This window comes from Rhodococcus sp. IC4_135, from assembly GCF_011602025.1.
Taxonomy (GTDB): domain Bacteria; phylum Actinomycetota; class Actinomycetes; order Mycobacteriales; family Mycobacteriaceae; genus Rhodococcus_F; species Rhodococcus_F baikonurensis.
Map to the genome: position 1 here is coordinate 1 of NZ_JAAOLG010000081.1, position 2,170 is coordinate 2,170.

Consider the following 2,170-nt stretch of genomic DNA (forward strand, 5'->3'; position numbering starts at 1 on the left):
CGCATTATCTGCACGCAGTTTTGACATATCTCAAAACCTTGCTGGTAGGCCCCCATTGTTCGATGTCGACGGTGTGAGTTATGTGAGTGACGATGGTCAGTTCGTGTGACGGTCGACCGGTTCGACCGCACGGATAGGGACGATGGCATGTTCAATCACGCACGTGGCCGGTTGATTGGGTTCGGTGGATGTGTAGCACACCTGGTCTGATGTCGGGATTTCCCGACAATCATCCTCATGAGTTTTGTTGATAAGAGTGCAGATCCTCTGCACTGCATATGATTTAGGAGTTTGACGTTGCATAGTCGCTTGGTGCGTTCCCGTTCCCTCCTGGTTGCCGTCACTGCCTTGGTCGGGTTGTCGATTTCCGGTTGCAGTACGACGTTGGCGGATGTGATCCCAGCAGGATCGTTGTCTGTGGATAGCCCTGGTCAGCACGATGTTGATGTGGCTTCTTCCGTTGCGCTGTTGGAGACGCTTCCGGTGAAGGGGCGTGCTCCGAAAACTGGTTACAGCAGAGATCAGTTCGGTCAGGCATGGTCTGATGATGTCGATGTGGAGTTCGGGCATGACGGGTGCGATACGCGCAATAATCTGTTGGCTTCGCGGCTGACTGACGTGGTCTTCAAAGAAGGAAAGAAGCAATGTGTTGTTCTCTCTGGCACGTTGGCTGATCCTTACACTGGAAAGACGATCAATTTTGTTCGGGGACAGGATACTTCGACTGCGGTTCAGATTGACCATGTGGTCGCGTTGAGCGATTCGTGGCAGAAGGGTGCGCAACAATTGAGTCTTCAGGAGCGCACGAATCTGGCGAACGATCCCCGAAATCTGATCCCGGTGGATGGACCGACGAACGCGAAGAAGTCTGATTCCGATGCCGCATCCTGGCTTCCCCCGAACAAGGCGTACCGATGCACCTACGTCTCGAAGCAGATCACGGTGAAGTCGGTCTACCGCCTGTGGGTGACTCAAGCAGAGAAGGATGCGATGTCTGCCGTATTGTCCGCGTGTTGATTCACAGTTCCGCGTAGATTCCGATGCTTGCTGGGGTGTGTTCTTATGTGCCGATTGCTTCGATTCGTCGTGCTGGAGAAACGCTTTGAACCATCCTTTTGAGTGAGGCGCGGGCGGCGGTGAGCTCGTCCTGGAGTTCTTCGGTTCGTGTTGTCATGGTGTCGGCGCGTCTGCGTTCGGAGTCGAGGTCCGAGCGCAGCTCGGCTGCTATCTGTTCGAGCTCGTGGATACGGGCGAGCAGTGTGTCGTGCGGCAGGTGTTCGAGTTGGTTGCCGAGTAGTAGTTGCACTTTGGTCTCGAGCTTGGTTCGGTCCGTTCGTAGCGCCCGAACTTCCTCACGCGCCATCAACAGTTCGGCGTGAAGACTGTCCGCCGTAGCGGACGTGCGTCCGGCGCTGCTTCTGGTGGCGGTGTGGGAGTGCTCTTCTGTGGCGCGTTCGACGGCGGTTCGAATTGCTGCGGTGTTGTAGATGAACCATGGAGAAACGCCTGCGCGACGCGCTATTTCGCTGATGTTGATGCGTTCGCCAGCGGATGAGAGGTCGGCGATGACTGTCAGCGTTCTGCGTTGTTTGTCAGCGCTGTCACGTCGACGGGAGGCGATGAGCCGTTGGGTTCGTATGTCACGGTCATCGGCAGTCATCGTTGTTCGTCCTCGTTCGTGTGGGTGGTTACGGACTCGAGCGGTATGAAGGCAGCTGCGGTCCTCGCTTTCCTCAGTTCGCGGGAGGCGTTGTCGATGACCGCGCGTTGGTCTGCGGGCAGGTCGGCAAGCATTGCGTCCATCGACGAGATGACGTCCGTGAACGCGTGAATTTGGGCGTCGAAGTTGGTGATCACCCACGACGCGGAGTCGGTGGCGATTGCAGTTTCTTTGTCTGTGCGCAGCTCTGCGAGATGCTGCTCGATTGCGGGCCGGTAGGACGGGTCCGGTCGGTAGAAGGAGCATCCTGCGCACTGGAATCGGATCGGGCAGTGTTGGCCGCCGGCTTTGATGTTCGAGGGTTCGGTGCAGTTTCCGAAGGGCACGGCCACCGACTGTCGCTCGTACTCCGTTACCGACGTGAATCCCGCCGGTCGTCCGTGCCTGTCGATCGCGAACTTCGAAATCTCCTCGGTGGCTTGGCGTTTACGTTTGAGTGTGACGGAGAAA

General features: G+C 57.1%; 2 protein-coding genes and 1 pseudogene. 1 reads left to right on the forward strand and 2 read right to left on the reverse strand.

Going from position 1 to position 2,170, the window contains the following annotated elements; translation table 11 throughout:
• The first annotated feature begins 384 nt into the window (after nucleotides 1-384).
• The gene (locus tag G8767_RS34860; protein WP_240953005.1) at nucleotides 385-1,017 is read left to right on the forward strand and encodes an HNH endonuclease family protein; all 633 of its coding nucleotides are present in this window, start codon (nucleotides 385-387) and stop codon (nucleotides 1,015-1,017) included.
• Between the two features lie 43 nt (nucleotides 1,018-1,060).
• Here the strand turns inward: G8767_RS34860 and G8767_RS34865 are convergent, their stop codons facing one another.
• Together G8767_RS34865 and G8767_RS34870 are read right to left on the reverse strand one after the other, a co-directional pair.
• Nucleotides 1,061-1,660, reverse strand: coding sequence for a DUF6262 family protein (locus G8767_RS34865; protein ID WP_047269065.1), 600 nt, complete (start codon nucleotides 1,658-1,660; stop codon nucleotides 1,061-1,063).
• A pseudogene (locus G8767_RS34870) lies at nucleotides 1,657-2,170 on the reverse strand (hypothetical protein); the annotation flags it as partial. The gene G8767_RS34865 and the pseudogene G8767_RS34870, both read right to left, overlap by 4 nt.